The following is a 23,767-nucleotide window of genomic DNA, read 5'->3' on the forward strand; positions in this document are numbered from 1 at the left end:
TAATGAACATTGTTGATGCTGCCTCCCGGCGCTATGCCACCAAAGCTTTTGATGCGTCTAAAAAAATTGCCGCTGAGGACGTGGATAAAATTAAAAATCTACTGCGCCTGAGCCCGTCCAGCACCAACTCGCAGCCGTGGCATTTCTTGCTGGTAAGCAGTGATGAAGGCAAGGCGCGCATTGCGAAAGCGACCACCGGGCCTTACGCGGCAAACGAGCCTAAAGTGCTGAATGCTTCACATGTCGTGGTGTTCTGTGCCAAAACGGTTTATGACGATGCGCACCTGCAAACGTTGCTGCAAAAAGAGCAGGAAGATGGGCGCTTTGCTACCGAACAGGCCAAAGAAGGGCAGCATAAAGGCCGTTCATTCTATGCCAATAAACACCGTTTTGACCTGAAAGATGCACAGCACTGGATGGAGAAGCAGGTTTATCTCAACCTTGGCACGCTGCTGCTGGGCGTTTCCACCCTGAACATTGATGCCGTGCCGATTGAAGGCTTTGACGCCGCCGTACTGGACGCAGAGTTTGGCCTGCGGGAGAAAGGCCTGACCAGCGTGGTGATGGTGGCGCTGGGCTACCGCAGCGTGGAGGACTTTAACGCTGGACTGCCAAAGTCGCGCCTGGATTTCAGCCAGATTCTGACCGAAATCTAAGGCGTGATAATACCTTGATTTAACTATTACCGGCTGACGCAGGAATGCGTATTGGGCAATTCCTGCGTTTATTCATCAAATCGGTGGCATTGAGGTGTGGCAAGCGAAGGGAAATGATCTATACTTTCCACTCTTAATTCTACGGACGGCGATGGTTGTGAAGGACACGTATTATAATGACAGCAGAGTAAATTCATTAATTCAGCACGAACTTGATGAATTTATTCTGAATTACAAACATACGACCTACGCGTATGCTGTAATGAATAAGAAAGACCCTTCCCAAATGCGCATTATTAATAACAATCCGCAATGGTTTAACATTTATCTCGAAAATAAATATCAGTTTATTGACCCAGTGATTGTCCGGTCTCTCAGCAGCCTGGAGGATTTTTCATGGGACAGCGGGATGATGGTTTCTTCCGGATATACGCTGAAACGTATTTTTGACGAAGGTTCACAGCACAATATTGTGCAGGGGCACACTTATCCGCTCCATGACTATGTGAACAACCTTGTTGTGCTTTCACTGATCAGCCATCAGCCTTCAGAAGTGAACCTCACCGAAAATCGTGAGGCGGTAATCGCTTTCTTTATCAAGCTGCACCAAAAGATGCTGAATTTATACAGCGATATTCGGCAGAAAAAAAATGTTTTTCTGTCGCCGCGTGAGCAGCAAATTCTGCAGTGGGTCTACGCCGGAAAAACCTATGCCGAAATTGCGACTATCTTGTCCATTACCGAGCGCACGGTGAAATTCCATATGGGCAATGCCATGAAAAAGCTTGGCGTTAACAATGCGCGTCACGCGGTTAAACTCAGCATCGAACTCAGGCTGTTAGATCTGGGTGCCTGACCAAAGAGACTACAGATTATTGAGCTGGGCGAGCGTCTCACGCAGCCATTCGCTGTTTTTATCTTTATTAATAATATCTTCTATAACCTGTTGATTAGCAGGCATATAAATGTAATAAACCGCTTCGTCCTTTTCTGATAGCCCCTTCTGCAGCACGTCAACTTTCCAGTTGGCCTGGCGGAAAATGGCGTACATCCCCCGACTGGTCACCGCGTGCATGCCCGGATAGCCATTTTTGATGCAGTACATAATCATCGCCAAAAATAAAGCCTTACTGGCAGGCAGGGCGCGTAAATTCCCCTCATCGCGACGATTTTTATCTAAAAATAAGCGAGTGATTTCGCAACAGGGAATATCTTTTGGCAAGCTAATGTTATTAAAATACTGATGAAATATTTCATCTGTCATGGTCGGATGTTTGGCATCAATAAAGCGTGCGCCACAAAATAATTTGCCCTCCAGCATGCCCATTAAATAAGTTGTATTTGCATTATCGAATTGATCTCTTTCCTGATTGTCTTCACATTCCACTTTCCATTCGAGCCGTTCGTGAAATGTTTTTTTGCGTAATGCATACAATTCCCGGGCGAGACCGGGATGTAAATCATTATGATTACTTATAAAAAATTCAATTGCAGAACACATCGCGTATCCCTGTATGTGGAGATCCCCTGTACTTAAAGACAGCTTTTTTTTGCCTAAGGCCTTCTCTAAACTTAAAAAAATCCTGACCAGCCGCGCCAACACGCAAGCGGGTCAGGCGGTCAAAGACCTGAGCAACACCAAGGGAAATGTTCACAGATTATTATCTAGTACACCGATTTCCCGATGCACAAGATTGTAAGCACTTGTAATTTTACATTACAAAAAATAAAAATAAAGAAAATTAAGCCCCTGCATTTGCGGGGGCTTTTCTTTTATATCTCACCAGAAACCGACTCGTTCAATGCCGTTCCCGGCAATATACCGCAATTCTTCGCTAAAATTTACTAACATAACGGCCTGCATGTGGGGAAAATATTTTATAACACGGCGGGATAGGGTTGCGTGAAAAGCGTACGGCATAACTGAATAGTAGCCGACTAATTAAAAAAGTGAACAGCCGATGTAGAGGAAAAATGAATTTTGTGAAGGGAGGGCAACTTTGTGAAAAATCAAAAGCAAAAAGCCCGCTTAAGTTTCCTTAAGCGGGCTTCTTAAATATGGCTCCTCTGACTGGACTCGAACCAGTGACATACGGATTAACAGTCCGCCGTTCTACCGACTGAACTACAGAGGAATCGTGTGAACGGGGCGCATAGTAGCGAGGCCGCACGGGCTTGTCAAAGACTCCAAAGCGTCTTTTGTATCGTTTGCCGATAAAACAAGCAAAAATTGCCAGGAAACAGGCTCAGACATAACTTTACAGCGCAAAGATTGCCAATATTTCGCCAGCCGCTAAGATAAGCCGGGTTAAACAGTGAGGATCTGATGGTAAAACAGCGGCGGATAGGGATTTGGTTTCTTTGCCTGGCATGTGTTGTGGTACTGGTTTGTACCGCGCAGCGCATGGTGGGTCTGCACGCGTTGCAGATGGAAACCGTGGCCAGCGCCGTTGCTGCCCAGGCTGATAACCCGCAGGCCGACGGTGATTCCCCGGTCACGCCGTGCGAACTGAGTGCCAAATCATTATTGAGCGTGCCGCCAGTCTTGTTTGATGGGGCGTTGTTCGCACTTTGCCTGCTGCTTTCCTTGCTGGTGCCCGTGCGTGCCACAAGAATGCCTTACTCACCCCCAAGAGCCACTTCACCCCCCACCCTCAGGGTGCATCTTCGCTTCTGCGTTTTCCGTGAATGACAGACCGGCTGTGACCCACAGTTAGTTAATCATTTATGGAGAAAAAATATGTTTATTCGCTTCAGGCAGGCGCTGCTGTGCCTGCTCATGCTTTGGCTGCCCGTGTCCTGGGCGGCAGAGTCAGGCTGGCTGCAATCGCCGGATAACGATCACGCCAGCGTCAGGCTGCGTGCGGATACCTCGGGCAACAATGAAACGCGTCTTTTACTGGACGTGAAGCTCGAAAAAGGATGGAAGACCTACTGGCGATCCCCAGGGGAAGGCGGCGTTGCGCCAGCTATTGCCTGGCAGGGGGATATGCCCAAAGTAGAGTGGTTCTGGCCGACGCCTGCGCGTTTTGACGTCGCCGGGATCACCACTCAGGGCTATCACGATCGGGTCACCATCCCGATGGTGTTTCACGGCCAGGTACCGGAAACTATCGGCGGCGTACTGACGCTTTCTACCTGCAGCAACGTCTGCCTGCTGACCGATTATGCCTTTAACATCACGCCTTCTGCGGCAGATGCTCAGTTTGCCCATGACTTCGCTCAGGCGATGGGACAGGTGCCGGTCGAAAGTGGGCTAACGGATTCGCTCAAAGCCGGTTACCATCCGGGAAGCCTGGTCATTAATGCCGTGCGTGCCGGCGGCTGGACGAATCCAGGTCTTTACCTCGATCCACCGGAAGAAGCCGACCTTGGCAAGCCAGTGTTCCGCATCGACGGCGACTCGCTGCAGGCCACCGTACCGGTGAGCGACAGTTGGGGAGAAGGTGCGCCGGAGTTGCGGGGTAAATCGATCACGCTGGTGCTGGCCGACAACGGCATTGCTCAGCAAAACACGCTCACCATTGGTTCCGCGCCTGCAGTAGCGGGAGGAAACGATGCCTTCCCGCTTTGGCAGGTGGTGCTGATGGCGCTGGTGGGGGGGCTTATCCTTAACCTGATGCCGTGCGTACTCCCGGTGCTGGGCATGAAGCTCGGGTCGATTCTGCTGGTGCAGCAAAAAGACCGGGGCCTGGTGCGCCGCCAGTTTTTAGCCTCGGTCGCGGGGATAATCGCTTCCTTTATGGTGCTGGCTTTGCTGATGACCGTCCTGCGGCTGACCAATCAGGCGCTGGGCTGGGGCATCCAGTTCCAGAACCCGTGGTTTATCGGCTTTATGGCGCTGGTGATGCTGGTGTTCAGCGCTAATCTGTTTGGCCTGTTTGAATTCAGGCTCTCTTCCAGTATGAATACTCGACTCGCCACCCAGGGCGGCAATGGCATGGCCGGACACTTCTGGCAGGGCGCGTTTGCCACGCTGCTGGCGACGCCGTGCAGCGCGCCTTTCCTCGGTACTGCAGTGGCAGTCGCGCTTACTGCTTCTTACCCCGTGCTGTGGGGGCTGTTCCTGGCCTTAGGGCTGGGGATGAGTTTGCCGTGGCTGCTGATTGCGCTTCGCCCCGGCCTGGCGATGCGTTTGCCTCGCCCAGGCAAGTGGATGACCTGGCTGCGTCGCGTGCTCGGCATGCTGATGCTGGGATCCGCGATTTGGCTGGCAAGCCTGCTGCTGGTGCATTTCGGCATTTCGGGTAGCAAACCAGCACGGGAAAATATTGCCTGGCAGCCGCTCAGCGAGCAGGCGATTCAGGACGCACTCGCGCAGCATAAGCGCGTGTTTATTGATGTTACCGCTGACTGGTGCATTACCTGCAAAGCCAACAAATACAACGTGCTCAACAAAGAGGACGTGCAGGCTGCTTTACAGGCACCCGACGTGGTTGCCCTGCGCGGTGACTGGACGCTGCCGTCCCAGCAAATCACTGATTTTTTGAGAAGTCGCGGCCAGGTTGCCGTGCCATTTAACCAAATTTATGGCCCAGGCCTGCCGGAAGGCAAAGTGCTGCCGACGCTGCTGTCGCGCGATTCGGTGCTGACAACCCTGGATAATGCCAAAGGAACGAAACCATGAAATACGCTTTTATTTTAATCCTATCGCTGTTCTCCGGCCTGGCGCTGGCGGCGAAAGAAGCCCCTGCGCCGTTTTCCGCCGATCAACAAAAGCAGTTGGAAGTGCTGATTGAACAGGCGCTGTTTAACGATCCGGCCAGCCCGCGGTTCGGCGCCAAAAAGCCGACGCTAACCCTGGTCAATTTCACAGACTACAATTGCCCGTACTGTAAACAGCTCGATCCGATGCTGGAAAAAATTGTGCAGAAATACCCGGATGTGGCGGTGATCGTGAAGCCGCTGCCGTTTAAAGGGGAGAGCTCCGTGCTGTCGGCGCGTACCGTCCTGACGACCTGGCGTCAGCATCCGGACCAGTTCCTGGCGCTGCATGAAAAACTGATGCAGAAGAAGGGCTATCACGATGCGGCGAGCATTGCGGCGGCCGTTGAAAAAAGTGGCGCAACGCCGGTGACGCCGGACGAAAAAAGCATGGAAACCTTGAGCACGAACCTTCAACTGGCGCGCATCGTGGGCGTGCAGGGCACGCCAGCCACCATCATTGGCGATGAAATGATCCCTGGGGCGGTGCCGTGGGAAACGCTGGAAGAGGTGGTCAAAGAAAAACTGGCGGCCGCCCATGGCAAGTAAACTGCGGCGCTGGCTGCGGGAAGGCGTAATTCTGCTGGTTTTGCTGGCGGGCGTGATGCTGGTGATGGACTGGTGGCGTGCTCCTCAGTCGCCAGCGGCCTTTGATGCCACTCCGCTGCATACTCTGGACGGGCAGGATGTCACGCTCGGCGCGCTGAGCGCAGAACGCCCGCTGCTGGTCTATTTCTGGGCCAGCTGGTGTGCCGTCTGTCGTTTCACCACGCCTGACGTGGCGAAGCTGCAGGCTGAAGGGCAGAACGTGATAACCATTGCGCTTCGCTCAGGGAATGAAAGCGAGGTTTCTCGCTGGCTGGCGCGGAAAGGTGTTCAGTTCCCAGTGGTCAATGATGCCGACGGAGCCATTTCCCGCAGCTGGCAAATTGGCGTCACGCCGACGTTTGTCATCGTCGATAAAGGCCAGGTCGTGTCTACCACCAGCGGCTGGACGAGCTACTGGGGAATGAAAATTCGCCTGTGGTGGGCCGGCGTGTGATTCATCGTGCCGGCTTATCACCGGCACGCAGTTTTTCTGCTGAAATGCACCATCACGGTGCATTTGTACCTCTTATGGGGCATAAGCAAATCTCCTGTTTCGTTAATCCTCGTGGGTGCTTTATCAGTTTCTCTTATTATCCAGCCTGTTATCTCGTTTGCGCCGTAAACGAAAAATGTGGCAAGCATATTGCAAAACCTTTTACGACATCACTGCCATTACTGGCGCTGGCATTCCGTAATAGGGGGCAAAATGAATTTAAGACGACTGAAGTACTTCGTAAAAATTGTTGATATTGGCAGCCTGACCCAGGCAGCGGAAGTACTGCACATCGCACAGCCGGCGCTCAGCCAGCAGGTTGCCACTCTGGAAGGGGAGTTGGATCAGCAACTGTTGATTCGCACCAAACGCGGCGTCACGCCCACGGAAGCCGGAAAGATTTTATATGCTCACGCCCGGACGATTCTGCGCCAGTGTGAGCAGGCTCAGCTGGCGGTGAATAACGTGGGTCAGAACATGCAGGGCCTTGTCTCGATTGGTCTTGCGCCGGGGATGGCGGCGTCCTCCATTACCATGCCGCTGCTGCAGGCCGTACGTGCCGAACTGCCGGATGTGCAGGTGTACCTGCATGAAAATAGCGGTTCACAGCTGAATGACAAACTGCTCAGCGGGCAGCTTGATATGGCCGTGCTGTATGACCGTACGCCAACGGCGGGGCTGACCAGCCAGCCGCTGCTGAAAGAGGATTTGTTCCTTGTGGGTACCCGCGACTGCCCGGGCAACAGCGTTGATTTGTCGGACGTTGCCGCCATGAATCTTTTCCTGCCCCGCGACTACAGCGCGGTTCGCAAGCGCGTGGATGAGGCTTTCTCCCTGCGCCGCCTGACGGCAAAAATTATCGGTGAGATTGAGTCTATTTCGACTTTAACTGCGGCCATTGCCAGTGGTATGGGCGTGACCGTGCTGCCGGAATCCGCCGCGCGTTCACTTGCCGATTCTGCAGGTGGCTGGATGGCACGTATTACCAGCCCGTCGTTAAATTTACCGCTGTCGCTGAACCTGTCCGCGCGTTTACCGCTCTCGCCTCAGGCTCAGGCGGTAAAAGAAATTCTTATGTCACTGGTCACCCGTCCGGCGCTGGAAAATCGCGAACTGATGCTGGTGGGCTAACGCCGCTTATTACTAAATGGAATAGTTTGCTGGTTTTTATTATTTGTCCCGCCGGGGCTGTGACTTTAACAATGGTGTAAAGAACAGTCACGATCCCGGGGGCGATGTGAATTTCCAGCAGCTAAAAATAATCCGCGAGGCGGCGCGACGGGACTACAATCTCACCGAAGTCGCCAATATGCTTTTCACCTCTCAGTCTGGCGTCAGCCGCCATATTCGCGAGCTGGAAGAAGAGCTGGGGATTGAAATATTCATTCGCCGCGGCAAACGGTTATTAGGTATGACCGAACCGGGCAAAGCCCTGTTGGTGATTGCCGAACGTATTCTTAACGAAGCCAGCAACGTGCGTCGCCTGGCTGACCTTTTCACCAATGACACCAGCGGTGTGCTAACCATCGCCACCACCCACACTCAGGCTCGCTACAGCCTACCGGTGGTGATCAAAGCTTTCCGCGCCTTATTCCCTGAAGTTCGCCTCGAGCTGATTCAGGGCACACCGCAGGAAATCGAATCCCTGCTGCACAGCGGCGCGGCGGATATTGGCATCGCCAGCGAACGTCTGAGCACCGATCCTCTGGTGGTGGCTTACCCGTGGTTCCGCTGGTATCACAGCCTGCTGGTTCCGCAGGGGCACCCGTTAATTCATACTAGCCCGCTCACGCTGGACGATATCAGCCGCTGGCCGCTGATCACCTACCGGCAGGGCATTACTGGTCGCTCCCGTATCGATGAAGCGTTTGCCCGGCGGGGATTAACCGCGGACGTGGTACTCAGCGCGCAGGATTCGGACGTGGTAAAAACCTACGTGGAGCTCGGTCTGGGCATTGGGCTGGTAGCCGATCAGGCCAGCGGGGAAGAGGGAAGTCTGGTGCGCCTGGACACTCGCCACTTGTTTGACGCGAATACAGTCTGGCTCGGGATCCGTCGTGGACAGCTGCAGCGTAACTATGTCTGGCGATTTATTGAACTGTGCAACCCGGAGCTGTCGGTTGAGGAAATTAAGCGCCTGGCGCTGGAGCCTGAAGAACCCGCCATCGATTATCAAATCTGATATTCCCCCGTCCTGACCCGGGTAATTCAGGTTTGTTAATGAAATATTAAATAATTAAATAAACCGACGCGCGGTGAATTTATATTTACCTCGCGCTTGCTGTATTTAAAAAAATAGTGTTTGGCAAAGTCTGGCTCCCGCAAAAATAGAATAAAAAAACGTTCCTTATCGCAAATCATCGATCAATCGCAAATCAATTAATAGCTTTCAGCTATCCATCTGGCCTGACCATAAGAAAAAACCGATCAAATTCATAAAGTTAATTTGAATATATCCGATAAGCCTGTACGAGGTGCTTCCATCCCTTTGTGCTATTTATTCTCTGTTGTTTAGGCGGCAGAGGATTTTGCGCATTCATAAAAATACGCTTCTCAAGGGAGAAAAAATGTCACTACATGATGTAAAAATTCGCAGCAAGTTAACGCTGACTATTGCTATTTTTATTGTGCTGATGGTCTTCAGCTCAGGGCTTTCTTTACTTAGCCTGAGCAGAGCAAATACCGGCATTCAAACCATTGTTAACGATGATTACCCGACGACCGTTAAAGCCAACGATCTGATTGATAGTTTCCAGGAGTTCGTGAATACGCAGCAGCTGATGCTGCTGGATGAAGCCGGCGTATTTCGTCAGAAGTCGGAAAAACACCTTGCGGAGATCAGTGCGCATATTACAGCGCTGCTGGCGGACCTGAACAAATCCAGTACCGACGCTGCGTCACAAAAAGCGCTGCGGGAGCTGGCCGATATTCGTAAACAGTATCTGGACTCGCGTTTTCGTATTTTACAGGCGGTGCAACAAAACGATCGCGCCGCCGCGCTGCAGGAAATGATGTCCACCACCATCCAGGTTCAGGAAAAATATAAAGATAAGGTGCAAGAGCTTATCGTTATCCAGAATCAGAAAATGTCCGCTGCTGGCCAGCAGGTTGATAAAGATTACCACTCTAACCGGCTGGTCACCGTTCTGTTGACGCTGTTGAGTATCGCTCTGGGCAGCCTCATTGGCCTGTTTGTGGTGCGGTCCATTACCCGGCCGCTGGTTCGTGCCGTTGAGTTTGCCGGGGCGATTGCCGAGGGCGATCTTACGGGCAGCATCACGGTGACCCATAAAGATGAAACAGGCGAACTGCTGCAGGCGCTGATGAGCATGAAAGTCCGCCTGCAAGAGATTGTCCATCAGGTTCAGCAGGGATCGGAAACTATCTCTTCTGCCGCCGCGCAAATTGTCGCCGGGAACCAGGATCTTGCGGCTCGCACCGAAGAGCAGGCCAGCTCCGTCGAGGAAACGGCGGCCTCCATGGAGCAGATTACCTCCACGGTGAAAAACACCTTTGACCACACCAACGAAGCAACCAAGCTCTCTTCCGAAGCCGCAACGGTGGTAAAAAACAACGGCCAGATGATGTCTCAGGTCACCAGCAAAATGCGCGTGATAAATGAAACCTCGAATCGTATGTCGGACATCATTAACCTTATCGACTCCATTGCCTTCCAGACTAACATTCTGGCGCTGAATGCGGCGGTGGAAGCAGCTCGCGCCGGTGAACATGGCCGTGGTTTTGCCGTCGTTGCCGGGGAAGTTCGCCAGCTGGCGCAAAAAAGTGCTTCATCTGCGAGCGAGATCAGAAGCCTGATTGAGAACTCAACCACTCAGACTCGCGAGGGCATGGGGCTGGTGGAAAAAGCGAACGCCCAGATTGCCGGTATGATTGAAAACGTGCAGGAAATGAACACCATCCTCGGGGAGATAAAACAGGCCAGTCAGGAGCAAACCGACGGCATTTCCCAGATCAACAGCGCGATTGGCATGATTGATTCCACCACCCAGCAAAACTCCGCGCTGGTGGAAGAATCGGTTGCCGCCGCGGCCTCTCTGAATGACCAGGCGAAGCAGCTGCGTGACCTGGTGCGGGTGTTCCGCCTGCAGTAATTCAGTTTTCCTTCTCAAAGCCAGCGTTAGCTGGCTTGAGACTGATGACAAACCTCATGCGGATAAAATTCTGCAATGTGTCGCCAGAAAAATAGACCGGAAAATCAACTCGTTAATTTTCGGCTGATAACCACAAAGAGGGAAAAACCACGCTTTTTCCCTCTTTGTCAGCAACCTGAAGCCAGCGTTAGCTGGCTTTTTTCATTTCTAGGCACGGTTTTTATCTCCGGCATGACTATGTAGTCCGATATTGTTATGTTATAACATATCAATAATAGCTACGCAGTCAGTAAGGAGTTGCAATGTCATCGTTAACACAGACCCACCATCGGTCAAAGAAACTGCCCGTTACCGTGCTGTCCGGTTTTTTGGGTGCCGGAAAAACCACTTTGCTGAATCACATCTTAAATAACCGGGAAGGGCGGCGGGTGGCGGTGATCGTCAACGACATGTCCGAGGTGAATATTGACGCCGCGCTGGTGCGTGAGGGCGGTTCCAGCCTGACGCGCACCGATGAAAAGCTGGTTGAGATGAGCAACGGCTGCATTTGCTGCACCTTGCGTGAAGATCTGCTGGTGGAAATCAGCCAGCTTGCCCGGGAAGGGCGTTTTGATAACCTGGTCATCGAATCTACCGGTATTTCCGAACCGCTGCCCGTGGCGGAAACGTTCACCTTTGTGGACGACAAGGGGGAAAGCCTGTCCGATATCGCCCGGCTCGACACCATGGTAACTGTTGTGGACGGCTTTAATTTCCTTCGGGATTATGAATCCTACGACAGTATTCAGTCTCGCGGCGAGTCCATGGGCGAAGGGGACGAGCGCACCGTGGTTGACCTGCTGATTGATCAGATAGAATTTTGCGACGTACTTGTTCTCAACAAAACGGATCTGATCGGCGACGCGGAGAAACGCCGCCTGATCTCCGTGCTGCATTCCCTTAACCCGCGCGCAAAAATTATTACTTCGGCGTTTAGCCAGGTGAGCCTCGATCAGGTTCTGGATACCGGACTGTTTGACTTTGATGCCGCCGCCCAGGCGCCGGGCTGGCTAAAAGAGCTGCGCGGGGAGCATACGCCGGAAACCGAAGAATACGGCATTCGTAATTTTGTTTTTCGTGCCAGGCGTCCCTTCCACCCGGCGCGTTTCCAGATGGTGACCGACGGCGGTCTGAAAGGCGTGATTCGCTCCAAAGGCTTTTTCTGGCTGGCAAGCCGTCCTCAGCATGCCGGATCCTGGTCCCACGCCGGTGGCGTGATGCGCCAGGGGCTGGCAGGGATGTGGTGGGCCAGTATTCCCCGTGAGCAGTGGCCGCAGGATGCCGACAGCCTCCGGCACATTTTAAAGCACTGGGAAGATGGCATCGGCGATGCGCGCCAGGAGATTGTTTTCATCGGCATTGATATGGACGAGGCGAGTCTGCGCGAGAAACTGGAGTATGCCTTACTCACCGATGCCGAAATGGCAGAAGGCCCTAAAGCCTGGGCGCGGTATTACGATCCGATTGATGCCTGGTTCGACTGACTGAAGGCCCGGCTGCCCGTTGGCAGGCAACCGGGCAACCAGTCTTAGTGCAGCGCTACGGCGTAGTCATCCACCGGGGTGATTTTCTTGATCAGCTTGTTATCAAACAGGAACTGTTCGTAGGCCTGGTAGCGGGTGCGGTCGAGTTTAGCCGGGTCGGCAGCAAACAGCGGCAGGCTTGCCTGCCAGGCCTGTTTATTCAGTTCGGTGTTCAGCTCCGCATGGGCTTTGGCAAAAGCCTGCCAGGTTTCCAGCGGATGCGCCTGCAGGTACTCATTGCCTTTTTTCAACGCGGCGAAGAATTTTTTGATCTTCGGTTCATTCGCCGTTTTACGATTCGCCACAAAAATCAGCTCATCGTAGGCCGGGACGCCGTAGTCCTCGACGTTAAACACCACCGGAGGTTTACCCTGAAGCTTCAGTTCGAGGGCTTCGATATTGCGGTAGCCGCCGATCACCGCATCCACCTGACCCGCCAGCAGGGCGCTGGTCAGCTGGAAGTTGACGTTGATGAGCTTCATCTCTTCCGGTTTGACGTGCTCATGCTCAAGCATGGTGGCAAGCGTCGCCTGCTCGATACCGCTGACGGAATAGCCGATTTTTTTGCCTTTGAGATCCGCCGGCGATTTGATGGTCTGATCCAGCGTCATCACGGTGTTCAGCGGGGTGTTAATCAGCGTCCCGACGCGCACCAGCGGCAAACCCTGGTCGGCAAAGAAGTGCAGCTGCGGCTGGTAGGTAATGGCCAGATCGGCCTGTCCGGCGGCAACCAAGCGCGGCGGAAGCGCCGGGTCAGACGGCGGGATAATCTTCACGTCCAGCCCTTCGGCCTTAAAAGCGCCAATTTGTTCTGCCACCATAATTGGCGCGTGATCGGGGTTAATGTACCAGTCCAGCACCAGGGTCAGCTTTTCGGCGGCGGAGGCCTGAGCGGCAAAGGCAGCGGTGAGCAGCAGGCCACACAGCGTTTTTTTCATTTTCTTAATTCCTTAATTAAGGCGGCTATTCGTTGTTTTCAGGCGACCAGACAATCAGCCGCCGCAGCAGAGCATCGACCGCCAGCCAAAGCAGAACGGTCATCAGGACTAAAATAAACAGCGCGGCAAAGCAGACGTCGGTTTGCATGCGGGCGTTGGCGTTCAGCATGACGTAGCCCAGCCCTTCGGCAGAGCCCACCCATTCGCCAATAATTGCCCCGATGGGGGCGACGGCGGCGGCCATGCGCAGCCCCGAGCCAAAAGCAGGCAGCGCCGCCATCAGCCGGACGTGCCTCAGCTGCGCCCAGCGTGAAGCCCCCATCGTGCGGGCCAGATCCAGATAGTCGCTGTTCACCCGCCGCAGCCCGTCAAAGAACGACGACACCACCGGGAAGAAAATCACCAGCACCGCCATCGCCACTTTGGCGCTCATGCCAAAGCCGAACCACAGCACCAGCAGCGGTGCGAGGGCAAACACCGGGATTGCCTGACTGGTGAGTACCAGCGGCATCAGCCAGCGCTGGAGGCGGGGGGAAAACATCATGCCCAGCGCCAGACCTGCACCGAGGAGTACGCCCAGAATTAGCCCGCTGATAATCTCTGAGGCGGTGACCAGCGTGTGCCAGGCGAGATAATCGCGGCCATCCCATAACGCCAGTGCCACCGCAGCGGGAGAGGGCAAAAGAAAGGCGGGAATATTGCCGAGGGTCAGCAGATACCAAAGCAGCAGCAGCCCGGCAAAAACGGTCAGCCCGCGGCGCAGGCGTGTGGTATGGGTGTCTGAAGCTGGCTTCATTCGGCCGCCCTCATCAGTTGTTGCAGCAGCCCGGCCTGGCTTTGGAGTAGATCTACATCGTCCGGCGCGCGCGGAGGCTGCCCGGCAATCACATGCGTATCGTCGATGCCCGCGGGCCAGCGGGAGAGTACCAGCAGGCGGTGGCTGAGCCGACAGGCTTCCATCGGATCGTGGGTGATCAGCAGCACGGTATTGTTTGCCAGCAGCCTGGCGGCCAGATCCTGAATCGCCGTGCGGGTAATGGCATCCAGCGCTGAAAAGGGTTCATCCATCAGCACGATCGGGCGCTTTTCGTAAAGCGTTCTGGCGATGGCGGCGCGCTGCCTCATCCCGCCCGATAGCGAAGCCGGTAAGGCTTTGGCGTACCCCCCCAGCCCGACCTGCTCAAGCAAGTGCGCCGTCCATTGCTTGTCGGCGGCTTCACCGCGCAGGCGAGAACCCAGGGCCACGTTCTGCTCGATGCTGAGCCACGGGTAGAGCAAATCCTTCTGCCCCATCCAGGCGATGCGCCCGGCAACCGGCAGGCCGTCGCTGCAGGTCACGCTTCCGGCGGTGGCCTGCGACAGCCCGGCGATAATCTTTAGCAGGCTGGTTTTACCGGCTCCGCTCGCGCCCAGCAGGGCAACGAAGCTGCCGCCGGGAATATCAAAATTCAGCCGCTCAAAAATGGTCTGTTTGCCAAAACTCAGGCTGAGATTGCGAACCTGAATGCCAGGCGAGGTCGCGCTGTCGGTCATGAGGCATTCAGCCCCATCTGCCAGAACGCGGATTCAAGCTGCGTCGCGGTGGTAAAAATCTGCGATAGCTCTGAGAAACGGCTTTCCGCGCCACGCTGGTAGCCTACAGTTTCGAGCAGCTGCACCGCGGCCTGTACGCCGGTGAGGTAGCCTTCATCGCCATAGTTACGGATCCAGTTCGCGTAGGGGTTGCCTGCCATCACCGTGTTGGGGCTATGCAGCAGGCCAAGGCCGATTTCTGCATATCCGGCCACGCAGGGCAGCAGGGCAGTCAGCAGATCGAGCGCGTCGCCTGAGTGGCCAATATCCAGCACGTAGCGGGTGTAATTCATGGTTTCCGGCGCTTCCGCCTCGGCCACCATCTGCGCTTCGTCCAGCCCCCAGCTTTTACAGTAAGCCACATGGAGCGGCAGCTCGGAGACAATGGCGTTCAGCGAAGCGGTCGCGGCACGCATTTCCGGCAGCGTGCGAAACTTGCTCACCAGCAGAGCGTAGGCGCGGGCAAAATGAATCAGAAAAAGATAATCCTGGGTCAGATAGCGCTGGAATGCGGCTTCAGGCAGCGTGCCGACGGCAAGCTGCTGCAGAAAAGGGTGATCGACGTAATCCTGCCAGTGCTGACCAGCCTGCTCGCGCAGTCGTCCGTAAAGACCGTTTTCGAAAAGTGGGGTGTACATGGGACCTCCTGGGTAAGTGGAGATCCGGGCGCGCAGAGGTATGAACAGACAATAACAGAGCCATTATTGCCGACCGTCCCTTCGCTGGCATGACCCAGATCAGGTTCAAAGGGTTCGGCTTACGCCATCTCAGCCCATACAGGACACCCCTCGGAGGTGCCTGTTATACGACATTTACTTTTTGATTACAATCGTCGGACGCGGGCGCTGACTCTGCTGAAACTGACGAATCGTTTAGTGCGGTATCGCAATATTTTGCTGGCACTCGGGGCGGGAATTTTGTCACTGTAGGCCGGTTACCTCTGAGTCTAAGGACGATATCCGATGAAAAAGATTGGCTTTCTCTCGTTTGGCCACTGGTCGCCTGCCGCCCAGTCCGGCACGCGCTCTGCGGCGGATACGCTGCTGCAGTCCATCGATCTTGCCGTTGCTGCAGAAGAGCTTGGCGCGGACGGCGCTTACTTCCGCGTGCACCATTTTGCTCGTCAGCTAAGCTCGCCTTTCCCGCTGCTGGCGGCTATTGGGGCAAAAACCAAACGCATTGAAATCGGCACCGGCGTGATCGATATGCGCTATGAAAATCCGCTTTACATGGTGGAGGACGCGGGGGCGGCGGACTTGATTGCCGGGGGGCGCCTGCAGCTTGGGATCAGCCGTGGCTCGCCGGAACAGGTGATCGACGGCTGGCGCTATTTTGGCTACGTACCCGGCGAAGGAGAAACCGAGTCTGATATGGCGCGCCGTCATACCGAAGTGTTTCTCGAAGCATTGAAAGGAGAAGGCTTTGCCGAGCCGAACCCGCAGCCGATGTTTCCTAATCCGCCTGGTCTGCTGCGTCTGGAGCCGTTTTCTGCCGGGCTGCGCGAGCGGATCTGGTGGGGGGCTAGCTCCAACGCGACCTCGGAGTGGGCCGCGAAGTTAGGGATGAACCTGCAAAGCTCCACGCTGAAAACCGATGAATCCGGCGAGCCGTTCCATATCCAGCAGGCGAAGCAAATCCGTGCTTATCGGGCCGCGTGGAAAGAGGCGGGCCATACGCGTGAGCCACGCGTTTCCGTCAGCCGCAGCATCTTTGCGTTAATGGACCAGCGCGACCGCAACTACTTCGGCGGCAGCGGTAAAGAAGGCGATCAGGTCGGCTACATCGAGCCACAAACCCGGGCCATTTTTGGCCGCAGCTATGCCGCTGAACCGGAACTGCTCATTAAGCAACTGGCGCAGGATGAAGCGATTGCCGAAGCCGACACGCTGCTGTTAACCGTGCCAAACCAGCTGGGCGTGGATTATAACGCGCACGTTATCGAATCTATTCTGAAGCACGTTGCACCAGAGCTGGGCTGGCGCTAAATAAAACAGGGAAAGGTCATGCTATGAACGCGGATTATTACTGGATTAATGAGCCAAAAGTCTGGCAAGAAGGCGACGGCGGGCTGACGGTTGTCACCGATGCACAAACCGACTTCTGGCGCAAAACATGGTACGGCTTCGAGCGTTTCTCCGGCCATTTTTATGGCTGCAACGTGCGGGGGGATTTTACCTTCCAGGTGAAGGTCAACGCTGAATTTAGCGCACTCTACGACCAGGCCGGCATCATGCTGCTGGGGGATGAATCCCACTGGCTAAAAGCGGGCATCGAGTTTAACGACGACGCGCCCGCCATTGGCAGCGTGCTGACGCAGGGCCATTCCGACTGGGCAACCGGCGTATTTCCCGGTCAGGCAAATCTGTTCTGGATGCGCCTGACCCGAAAAGGTGACAGCCTGCGGCTGCAGTATTCCGTTGACGGCAAAAGCTGGCCGCTGCTGAGACTGGCGCATTTCCCCGGATTCGACGCATGCAGGGTGGGCGTGATGTGCTGCACCCCGCAGCGTGGCGGGCTGGCGGTGAACTTCGACGAAATGATGCTGAGCGCCGCGCTGGATAAAGGGCTGCACGATTTAAGTTAATCAGTCGTTGAGTCGGGCGGCGCCCCGCCAGGCATTTTTCAGACAGGATTTTCTCCTGGCGGGGACAAAGCCGGTAACGGGTAAATGTTTTTCCTTTGGGCATTGAAAATAAAGTGCAAACGCTTCGCGCTTCATTCAGCCCGGTATAATTCGTAGTATATTGTGAGTATTCATGGTTATCAGGTGCTCTTCATGTCTTACTCCATCGGCGAATTTGCCCGGCTCTGCGGGATAAACGCCACCACGCTCCGTGCCTGGCAGCGTCGTTACGGCCTGCTCAAGCCGATGCGAACCGATGGCGGTCATCGGCAGTACAGCGACGAAGATATCCAGCAGGCGCTTAACATTCTCGACTGGGTGAAAAAAGGGGTGCCGGTCAGCCAGGTTAAGCCGCTGCTGGCCCGGCCTGAAACGCGCCGGGCGAACAACTGGCTTGGCCTGCAGGAGAGTATGCTGCAGCGGCTGAATGAGGGGAAAATCGAATCTCTTCGTCAGCTTCTCTACGATGCAGGCCGGGAATATCCGCGCGCGGAACTGGTGACGGAAGTGTTGCGCCCGCTGCGCAGTAAAGTTTCGGCTAACGTACCGGCCATCATGACCCTGCGCGAAATTCTCGACGGCATCATTATCGCCTACACCTCGTTTTGCCTTGAAGGGGATAAAAGAGCGCCCGGTGACAACTGCCTGATTACCGGCTGGCATCTGAGTGACCCCTGCGAAATCTGGCTGGAGGCGCTCAGGCGAACCGGCCAGGGACACCGCATCGACGTGCTTCCCGTTCCGCCTGCCGTCCTGGCCCCGGAAATCTTTCCCGATCGAAAATGGCTGCTGGTCACCTCCGGTAAGCTGACGGCGACACGTAAAAAGCAGCTTGAACTCTGGCAGCAGCAGGGTGCTACGCTCGAGGTCATTCCCCTCTAGGCTCGTTTCCCCTCCACAATGTCCTCCTCCGGCGGCCCGCTGAATACGCGGTGGGCCGCACTGTGCTATCAGAAAATGAAAATCTCTCGCATCTTTCACCTGTTTTTAACGAATTGAAATTATTGGTTTTTTAAAAATATCACAATCAAAACTTGGACAAATATAAGTATTTGTGCAAGTTTTAAGTATACGATAACGTCAGGTGCTTCACCGCGAGGGTGAAACTCATGAGCACAACGCCAACCGCCATTCATCGCTTTGTTGATTATTACGCCGGGCTGGACAAGCAGTCGCCCTCGGCGCTGGCCGGGCTTTACGCCTCCGATGCCATACTCATCGATCCGTTTGGCGAGCATCGCGGGTTGCCTGAGATCCAGCGCTACTTCGCCCACCTGTTGGCCAGCGTGACGTCCTGCCGTTTTGCTATCGATCCCCCGCTATGTGACGAGGCGCGTTTTGCCGTCAGTTGGACAATGCACTGGTCTCACCCGAAGGTCGCCGGTGGAGAAGGGCTGTCCTTGCCTGGCTGTTCGGTGGTGGATCTCAAGAATGACCTGATTATTCGCCAGCGAGACTACTACGATGCCGGAGAAATGCTGTACGAACATCTGCCCCTGCTGGGCTGGGCGGTTCGCAGCGTGAAAAGAAGGGTGCGCCCATGATGACTGTCCTTATTACGGGCGCAAGCTCCGGCATCGGCGCCGGGCTGGCAAAATCCTGGGCCGATGAGGGCCATCGCGTCATTGCCTGTGGCAGAGATGCGGCGCGGCTGGCAACCTTGCAGCAGCACAGTCCAAACATCGCGGTACGCCAGTTCGATATGACCGACCGGGATGCCAGCCGCGAGGCGCTGGCCGACTGCCGGGCGGATCTGGTTATCCTTTGCGCGGGAACCTGTGAGTATCTGGATCACGGCCAGGTGGATGCCGCACTGGTCGAGCGGGTGATGGCGACCAATTTTCTTGGGCCGGTCAACTGCCTGGCCGCGCTTCAGCCTCGGCTTGTTTCCGGCAACCGCGTCGTGCTGGTCAGCTCGATGGCCCACTGGTTGCCTTTTCCACGGGCAGAAGCCTATGGTGCTTCGAAAGCCGCGCTGACCTGGTTTGCCAATAGCCTGCGCCTGGACTGGGAGCCGAAAGGGATTGCCGTCACGGTGGTTTCACCGGGCTTTGTGGACACACCGTTAACCCAAAAAAACGATTTTTCCATGCCTGGACGGGTAAGCGTTGATGCTGCGGTGAGGGCGATTCGCCGTGGCCTGGCTAAAGGCCGCGATGACATTGCTTTCCCGACCGGATTCGGCCTGGTGATGCGCCTGCTGGCAGGGTTACCCATAGGCCTACAGCGCCTCTTTTTGCGCAGGATGGTTCGCGCATGAACATCGCTATTATCGGCGGCGGTATCGCCGGGCTGACCTGCGCCTGGCGGCTCGCCGGACATCATCAGGTCACTCTCTTTGAGGCGGGCTCCTGCGTGGGAGGCCACACTGCCACCGTGGATGTTGCCACGCCGCAGGGAACCTATGCCATAGACACCGGGTTTATTGTCTATAACGACAGGACTTATCCGCGGTTTATGGGCCTGCTGAGCGAGCTTGGCATCCGTGGGCAAAAAACGCAGATGAGTTTTTCGGTGCATAACCCGCAAAACGGGCTGGAATATAACGGCCACACATTGAGCTCGCTGTTCGCCCAGCGTCGCAACCTGATTAACCCGGCATTTTGGGGACTGCTAAAAGAGATTGTCCGTTTTAACCGGCAGGCAAAAGCCGCGCTGGCGGGAGAGATTGATCCCCAGGCGACGTTGCAGGACTTCCTTGCTCAGCGGCAGTTCAGCGCCTTTTTTGCACGTCACTACATTTTGCCCATGGGGGCCGCTATCTGGTCCTCGTCGCTGGAAGAGATGCGCCGTTTTCCTCTGGCGCTGTTTCTGCGCTTCTTTGAGCACCATGGCCTGCTGGATATCACTCAGCGTCCCCAGTGGTACGTGGTACCCGGTGGTTCGCGGGAATACATCCGGGCGATGCTGGCACAGCTGGGTGAAAGGCTGACCGTGCATCTCAACTCACCGGTGCAGCGCGTTATTCGTCGTCATGACGGCGTTAACATCCAACTGGAACACGCAAACCAGGCGTTCGATCAGGTGATTTTTGCCTGCCACTCGGCTCAGGCGCTGGCGATGATTGAGCACCCCACTCAGGCCGAGCGCGAAGTGTTGGGCGATATTGGCTGGCAGCGCAACGAGGTGGTGTTACACAGCGATCGCCGCTGGCTGCCGGTGCGCGAACGCGCCTGGGCAAGCTGGAACTATCGCCTCAGTTCGCAGGAGCGGGCCAGCGCCTGCGTCACTTACAACATGAACATTCTGCAGGGGTTGCCGAAAGAAGCGCCGCTGTTTTGCGTGACGCTTAACCCGGAAACCTCTATCGACCCTCGCTTCGTCTGGCAGCGCTTTGTTTATGAGCACCCGCTCTTTAACCCGCAAAGCTGGCGTGCGCAGGCGCGTCGCGGTGAGATTAACGGCCACCAGCGAAGCTGGTTCTGCGGTGCCTACTGGTACAACGGTTTTCATGAAGATGGCGTGCACAGTGCGCTGGATGTGGTGCAAGGCATTGCGGCCGGAGGAGGGCAATAAGATGAACAGTTGCCTTTATGAGGGGATCTTGCGCCACCGCCGCCTTCAGCCTAAAACGCACCACTTTACCTATCGTGTGTTCATGGCCTGGCTTGATTTAGACGAGCTTGATGCGCTACCGGGGATTGGCATTCGCCGTAACCGCTTCGCCGCTGCCGCTTTCCACGATGCGGATTACCCGCTGGGTACGCCGCTCAAAGAGAAAGTCCTTGCGCGGCTGAAGGACCTGACGGGGGAGCAGCCTGCAGGGCGAGTTATGCTTCTGACCCAGCTGCGTTACTACGGTTTCCACTTTAACCCGGTCAACTTTTACTACTGTTATGCCGGCGACAACAGCCTGCGCTGGGTGCTTGCCGAGGTGCGAAATACCCCCTGGAACGAGCGTCATTACTATGCCGTGGATGGACAGACGCCACCTCCGATTGAAAAAGCCTTCCACGTTTCGCCGTTTAACCCGATGGACATGGTGTACCACTGGCGTTTTAACCCCCCCGGCAAAACGCTGCACATGCATATTGAAAACCATCAGGCCTCGAAAGTGTTTGATGCCACGCTGTTGCTGCGCCGTCAGGCCCTGACGCGCAAAAATCTGACGTCCATGCTGCTGCGTTTCCCTGCGATGACGTTAAAAACGGCGGTCGCCATTTACTGGCAGGCGCTGCGGCTGTGGCTCAAACGTGTGCCTGTTTACAATCATTCGGCCAGCAGGAGTGAACGTTCATGACCAATCCCGCCTTTGCGCTTGAACCTGATGTGCCGCGCAGCGTCCGTATCGCACGCTGGCTGTTGTTTCGTTTGTTGAGCGGCATAGAACACGGGTCTGTCACCGTGCGCGAAGGGGCGCAGACCTTCCATTTTGGCGATGCAAACGCCTCTCTGAGCGCTGGGGTACAGATTATCTCCCCGAGGGTTTACTGGCGAGTGCTTACCGGCGGGAGCCTGGCGGCCGCCGAAGCCTGGATGGACGGTGACTGGGAGACCGAAGAGCTAACCGCGTTACTGCAAATTCTTGCGCTAAACGGGCGTGTTTTAGGGCGGCTGGAAAACGGTTTCCGCCTGCTGGGTAAACCCGTGGAACGCTTTCGCCACTGGACGCGGCGTAATCACCGGGAGCAGGCGAGGGAAAACATCGCCGCACATTATGATTTGGGCAATACCTTTTATTCGCTATTTCTCGATCAAGAACTCCTCTATTCCAGCGCGCTGTTTTCCTCTGAGGGACAGGATCTTGTTCAAGCCCAGCGCGCAAAAATGGCGCGCCTGTGTGAACAGCTGACGTTAAAGGCAAGCGATCACCTGCTGGAGATTGGCACCGGCTGGGGGGCGATGGCGGAGTTCGCTGCTTCTCACTATGGCTGCCGGGTCACCACCACCACGCTGTCCCAGGAGCAATTCGACTGGGCGAAGGCACGCATCGCCCGTGCGGGACTGCAGGACAGGGTCGAGGTGCTGCTTTGCGATTACCGGGATTTGACCGGGCAATATGACAAGCTGGTTTCGATAGAGATGATCGAGGCCGTAGGGCAGCGCTACCTGCCTGACTTCTTCCGCATCTGCCAGGCTCGCCTGCGCCCGGGAGGGAAAATGGCGATTCAGGCCATCACCATTCAGGATCAGCGCTACCGGGACTACAGCAAAAGCGTCGACTTTATCCAGCGCTACATATTTCCCGGCGGTTTCTTACCCAGCGTGACGGTGATGAGCGACCTGATGACCCGCCACACCGACTTTGTAGTGCGTAATTTGTTTGATATGGGGCCCGATTATGCCCGCACGCTGGCGCACTGGCGGCAGCGTTTTGTTCATGCCTGGCAGGAGATTGAGGCGCTGGGATTTGACGCCCGCTTCCGCCGGATGTGGCTTTATTACTTCGGCTACTGTGAGGCCGGATTCAACGCCCGCACCATCAGCGTGGTGCAGCTGACCGCAGAGCGGGTATGAAACGCTATCTGCACGTTTTTCTGCTGCTGTGCCTGAGCGCGCTTTCGTCAGCGGCTCACGCTGCTGACTGGCTTAGCTGGCGCAAAGTGGGGGACGCGACCCTGACCTGGGGGCCATTTACCGTCTATACCTCTCAGCTGCGCACGCCGGATGGGCGCTATCAGGGGCTGACGCAAGATCAGGCGCTGATCATTACCTATAAGCGCGATATCGACCGTCGGGCGCTGGTGGATGCCACCCGCGAGCAGTGGCAGGCGCAGGGCATCCTGGCCAGCGAGCCGCGAAGTGAAGCCTGGCTACGGATGCTGCAAACGCTTTGGCCGGATGTCACCCCAGATGCGCAGCTGGCTTTTGTCCTGACTGACGGGCAGGGCCAGTTCTGGTATCGCGCCTCTGCGGCGCAAAAAAACTTTACGCCACGAGGGCCGCGCCAGACTGCAGATTTCAGTACGCGCTTTCTGGCCATCTGGCTGGGACCCCGAACGCAATACCCTGAGCTGCGCCAGCAGCTGACCGGAGGTGAAAAATGAAACGCATACTGTTACTCACTTTGGGGATGCTGATGCTGTTGGCTGGCTGTAGCACCGAGATTACGGATTATCGTCACCAGCAGCCTTCGCTAGACATCTTCCATTATTTCCAGGGCAAAACTGAGGCGTGGGGCATGGTGCAGGATCGCAGCGGGAAACAGCTGCGCCGCTTTCACGTGGAGGTCGACGGCGATGTTGTGGGGGATACCCTGACGCTGAATGAACACTTCCTCTATGACGATGGGGAACAGCAGCAGCGGGTGTGGCGCATCCGCCGCGTCAGCGCGGAACGCTTCGAAGGTACGGCCGGGGATATCGACGGCGTGGCGACGGGCCAGGCCGCAGGCAACGCTTTTAACTGGCGCTACAGCATGAACGTTAAAGCCAACGGCAGCACCTGGCTGCTGCACTTTGACGACTGGATGTACCTCCAGGACGACAAACATATCTTCAATAAAACCGAGATGAAAAAATTCGGGGTTACCGTAGGCACCGTCACGCTTTTCTTCACCCGCAAAGCGTAGTCAGAGAG

Annotated in this window: 25 protein-coding genes, 1 tRNA gene and 1 riboswitch; of the genes, 20 read left to right on the plus strand and 6 right to left on the minus strand. The window is 55.7% G+C overall.

Features of this window, described 5'->3' with window-relative positions:
• Positions 1-2: 2 nt before the first annotated feature.
• Both nfsB and F3J29_RS03360 read left to right on the plus strand, forming a co-directional pair.
• Entirely contained in the window at positions 3-656 is a 654-nt protein-coding gene (gene nfsB / locus F3J29_RS03355; RefSeq protein WP_166863008.1) for an oxygen-insensitive NAD(P)H nitroreductase, read from the plus strand.
• A 94-nt stretch (positions 657-750) separates the two neighbouring features.
• Positions 751-1,512 carry a LuxR C-terminal-related transcriptional regulator gene (locus F3J29_RS03360; RefSeq protein WP_353620531.1) on the plus strand — a complete coding sequence of 254 codons (762 nt, stop codon included), beginning with the start codon at positions 751-753 and terminating at the stop codon, positions 1,510-1,512.
• A 9-nt stretch (positions 1,513-1,521) separates the two neighbouring features.
• On the opposite strand, the gene F3J29_RS03365 is transcribed toward F3J29_RS03360, so the two are convergent.
• Both F3J29_RS03365 and F3J29_RS03370 read right to left on the minus strand, forming a co-directional pair.
• Complete coding sequence (locus F3J29_RS03365) at positions 1,522-2,157, minus strand: acyl-homoserine-lactone synthase (RefSeq protein WP_166863011.1); 636 nt, start codon at positions 2,155-2,157, stop codon at positions 1,522-1,524.
• 558 nt (positions 2,158-2,715) lie between these two features.
• Positions 2,716-2,791: transfer RNA gene (locus tag F3J29_RS03370), tRNA-Asn, on the minus strand.
• Positions 2,792-2,982: 191 nt separating this feature from the next.
• Here F3J29_RS03370 and F3J29_RS03375 point away from each other — a divergent pair.
• The 8 genes from F3J29_RS03375 to zigA all read left to right on the plus strand — a co-directional run bounded on the left by F3J29_RS03375 (position 2,983) and on the right by zigA (position 12,076).
• Entirely contained in the window at positions 2,983-3,348 is a 366-nt protein-coding gene (locus F3J29_RS03375; RefSeq protein ID WP_166863013.1) for a copper resistance protein, read from the plus strand.
• 48 nt (positions 3,349-3,396) lie between these two features.
• On the plus strand, positions 3,397-5,283 hold the full coding sequence (locus F3J29_RS03380; RefSeq protein WP_166863015.1) for a protein-disulfide reductase DsbD family protein: 1,887 nt from the start codon (positions 3,397-3,399) through the stop codon (positions 5,281-5,283).
• A complete protein-coding gene (locus F3J29_RS03385; RefSeq protein ID WP_166863017.1) occupies positions 5,280-5,909 on the plus strand; it encodes a DsbA family protein in 630 nt (209 codons plus the stop codon). Before F3J29_RS03380 ends, F3J29_RS03385 begins: the two co-directional genes overlap by 4 nt.
• Positions 5,899-6,402 carry a protein disulfide oxidoreductase gene (locus F3J29_RS03390; protein WP_166863019.1) on the plus strand — a complete coding sequence of 168 codons (504 nt, stop codon included), beginning with the start codon at positions 5,899-5,901 and terminating at the stop codon, positions 6,400-6,402. The genes F3J29_RS03385 and F3J29_RS03390 overlap by 11 nt, the downstream gene beginning before the upstream one ends.
• Before the next feature lie 252 nt (positions 6,403-6,654).
• Complete coding sequence (nac, locus tag F3J29_RS03395) at positions 6,655-7,572, plus strand: nitrogen assimilation transcriptional regulator NAC (protein WP_166863021.1); 918 nt, start codon at positions 6,655-6,657, stop codon at positions 7,570-7,572.
• A gap of 106 nt (positions 7,573-7,678) precedes the next feature.
• Positions 7,679-8,623 (plus strand): HTH-type transcriptional regulator Cbl, encoded by a 945-nt coding sequence (gene cbl / locus F3J29_RS03400; RefSeq protein WP_008458004.1) that lies wholly within the window; start codon positions 7,679-7,681, stop codon positions 8,621-8,623.
• A gap of 385 nt (positions 8,624-9,008) precedes the next feature.
• Positions 9,009-10,553, plus strand: a complete 1,545-nt coding sequence (locus tag F3J29_RS03405; RefSeq protein ID WP_166863023.1) for a methyl-accepting chemotaxis protein — start codon at positions 9,009-9,011, stop codon at positions 10,551-10,553.
• A 302-nt stretch (positions 10,554-10,855) separates the two neighbouring features.
• Positions 10,856-12,076 carry a zinc metallochaperone GTPase ZigA gene (gene zigA / locus F3J29_RS03410; RefSeq protein WP_166863025.1) on the plus strand — a complete coding sequence of 407 codons (1,221 nt, stop codon included), beginning with the start codon at positions 10,856-10,858 and terminating at the stop codon, positions 12,074-12,076.
• Positions 12,077-12,120: 44 nt separating this feature from the next.
• Here zigA and F3J29_RS03415 read toward each other — a convergent pair whose 3' ends face one another.
• The 4 genes from F3J29_RS03415 to F3J29_RS03430 are packed head-to-tail and all read right to left on the minus strand — an operon-like array spanning position 12,121 to position 15,263.
• Positions 12,121-13,053, minus strand: coding sequence for an ABC transporter substrate-binding protein (locus tag F3J29_RS03415; RefSeq protein ID WP_166863027.1), 933 nt, complete (start codon positions 13,051-13,053; stop codon positions 12,121-12,123).
• Between the two features lie 25 nt (positions 13,054-13,078).
• Positions 13,079-13,849 (minus strand): ABC transporter permease, encoded by a 771-nt coding sequence (locus F3J29_RS03420; protein ID WP_166863029.1) that lies wholly within the window; start codon positions 13,847-13,849, stop codon positions 13,079-13,081.
• The gene (locus F3J29_RS03425; RefSeq protein WP_166863031.1) at positions 13,846-14,586 is read right to left on the minus strand and encodes an ABC transporter ATP-binding protein; all 741 of its coding nucleotides are present in this window, start codon (positions 14,584-14,586) and stop codon (positions 13,846-13,848) included. Before F3J29_RS03425 ends, F3J29_RS03420 begins: the two co-directional genes overlap by 4 nt.
• On the minus strand, positions 14,583-15,263 hold the full coding sequence (locus F3J29_RS03430) for a TenA family protein (RefSeq protein WP_166863033.1): 681 nt from the start codon (positions 15,261-15,263) through the stop codon (positions 14,583-14,585). Before F3J29_RS03430 ends, F3J29_RS03425 begins: the two co-directional genes overlap by 4 nt.
• A gap of 59 nt (positions 15,264-15,322) precedes the next feature.
• Positions 15,323-15,424: riboswitch (TPP riboswitch) on the minus strand.
• Positions 15,425-15,587: 163 nt separating this feature from the next.
• Here F3J29_RS03430 and F3J29_RS03435 point away from each other — a divergent pair.
• The 10 genes from F3J29_RS03435 (at position 15,588) to F3J29_RS03480 (ending at position 23,759) form a co-directional block, all read left to right on the plus strand.
• Complete coding sequence (locus tag F3J29_RS03435) at positions 15,588-16,610, plus strand: LLM class flavin-dependent oxidoreductase (protein WP_166863035.1); 1,023 nt, start codon at positions 15,588-15,590, stop codon at positions 16,608-16,610.
• Between the two features lie 23 nt (positions 16,611-16,633).
• A complete protein-coding gene (locus tag F3J29_RS03440) occupies positions 16,634-17,209 on the plus strand; it encodes a DUF1349 domain-containing protein (protein WP_166863037.1) in 576 nt (191 codons plus the stop codon).
• Positions 17,210-17,401: 192 nt separating this feature from the next.
• Positions 17,402-18,130 carry a MerR family transcriptional regulator gene (locus tag F3J29_RS03445; RefSeq protein WP_166863039.1) on the plus strand — a complete coding sequence of 243 codons (729 nt, stop codon included), beginning with the start codon at positions 17,402-17,404 and terminating at the stop codon, positions 18,128-18,130.
• Positions 18,131-18,357: 227 nt separating this feature from the next.
• Entirely contained in the window at positions 18,358-18,792 is a 435-nt protein-coding gene (locus tag F3J29_RS03450; RefSeq protein ID WP_166863041.1) for a nuclear transport factor 2 family protein, read from the plus strand.
• Entirely contained in the window at positions 18,789-19,508 is a 720-nt protein-coding gene (locus tag F3J29_RS03455; protein WP_166863043.1) for an SDR family NAD(P)-dependent oxidoreductase, read from the plus strand. Before F3J29_RS03450 ends, F3J29_RS03455 begins: the two co-directional genes overlap by 4 nt.
• Positions 19,505-20,764, plus strand: coding sequence for an NAD(P)/FAD-dependent oxidoreductase (locus tag F3J29_RS03460; protein ID WP_166863045.1), 1,260 nt, complete (start codon positions 19,505-19,507; stop codon positions 20,762-20,764). Before F3J29_RS03455 ends, F3J29_RS03460 begins: the two co-directional genes overlap by 4 nt.
• Position 20,765: 1 nt before the next feature.
• Positions 20,766-21,488, plus strand: coding sequence for a DUF1365 domain-containing protein (locus F3J29_RS03465; RefSeq protein WP_166863047.1), 723 nt, complete (start codon positions 20,766-20,768; stop codon positions 21,486-21,488).
• Positions 21,485-22,705 (plus strand): SAM-dependent methyltransferase, encoded by a 1,221-nt coding sequence (locus F3J29_RS03470; RefSeq protein WP_166863049.1) that lies wholly within the window; start codon positions 21,485-21,487, stop codon positions 22,703-22,705. The genes F3J29_RS03465 and F3J29_RS03470 overlap by 4 nt, the downstream gene beginning before the upstream one ends.
• Positions 22,702-23,235 (plus strand): chalcone isomerase family protein, encoded by a 534-nt coding sequence (locus F3J29_RS03475; RefSeq protein ID WP_166863051.1) that lies wholly within the window; start codon positions 22,702-22,704, stop codon positions 23,233-23,235. The genes F3J29_RS03470 and F3J29_RS03475 overlap by 4 nt, the downstream gene beginning before the upstream one ends.
• Complete coding sequence (locus F3J29_RS03480; RefSeq protein ID WP_166863053.1) at positions 23,232-23,759, plus strand: DUF3833 domain-containing protein; 528 nt, start codon at positions 23,232-23,234, stop codon at positions 23,757-23,759. The genes F3J29_RS03475 and F3J29_RS03480 overlap by 4 nt, the downstream gene beginning before the upstream one ends.
• Positions 23,760-23,767: the final 8 nt, after the last annotated feature.

This window comes from Enterobacter sp. Cy-643 (genome assembly GCF_011752815.1).
Classification (GTDB): domain Bacteria; phylum Pseudomonadota; class Gammaproteobacteria; order Enterobacterales; family Enterobacteriaceae; genus Cedecea.